The organism is Bradyrhizobium oropedii (genome assembly GCF_020889685.1).
In the GTDB taxonomy this organism is placed as follows: Bacteria; Pseudomonadota; Alphaproteobacteria; order Rhizobiales; family Xanthobacteraceae; genus Bradyrhizobium; species Bradyrhizobium oropedii.
In genome coordinates, this window is record NZ_JACMYO010000470.1 from 1 (window position 1) to 737 (window position 737).

The 737-nt window shown below is 53.3% G+C and carries 1 protein-coding gene and 1 pseudogene; one reads left to right on the forward strand and one right to left on the reverse strand.

Annotated features, from left to right (window positions below; genetic code table 11):
* A pseudogene (locus H8A95_RS43340) lies at nt 1–257 on the forward strand (IS4 family transposase); the annotation flags it as partial.
* A 145-nt stretch (nt 258–402) separates the two neighbouring features.
* Here the strand turns inward: H8A95_RS43340 and H8A95_RS43345 are convergent.
* On the reverse strand, nt 403–737 hold a 335-nt coding region (locus tag H8A95_RS43345), incomplete at its 5' end, for a hypothetical protein (RefSeq protein ID WP_229188493.1).

The following is a 737-nucleotide window of genomic DNA, read 5'->3' on the forward strand; positions in this document are numbered from 1 at the left end:
CGACCGAATTCACCTATCAAAGGGAGCGCCCGGATCTGATCGGGATGATTAAGCGCATCCCCAAAAGCAACTCTCGAAGATTGGACGGAAAACCCCAAACCTACGCGACATGCGGAATATTGATGCATTCGAGCCTTGCGGTGACCCTCGAGGGACTTCCACTGGGGCTCAGCGCCGTGAAGTTCTGGACCAGAAAGAAATTCAGAAGGGGTCGCGGCGCTCAGGCGCGAGGTCAACCTGACACGGATACCCATTGAAACCAGGGAGAGCATTCGGTGGCTGGAGAACCTCAAGCAATCCACTGAGCTTTTCGAGAAGCCATCGCAGTGCATCCATATCGGTAATCGTGAGGCCGATATTTATGAATTGTTTTGCGCCGCCCAAGAGGTTGGAACGCATTTCTTAGTAAGGACCTGCGTCAATCGCCTCGCAGGCGATGGTCTCCACCGGATCGAGGTCCAGGATAGCAAGGGCAATCCAGACCAGGCTGTTCTTGAAATCCGCAATCGTAAAATCCGTATTCTGCCGCCGATAGGCAAGCAGTCGCGGTATCCAGCTTTGACACTGGCAGTGATTCACGCTGATGAAAGAGGGGCGCCAAAGAACAGAAAGAAGATCGAATGGAAACTCCTGACCGATCTTCCGGTGCAATCGCGCAGGGATGCGATCGAGAAACTCGAATGGTATTCCCTGCGATGGAAGATCGAGGTCTTCCACAAGATACTCAAATCCGGCTG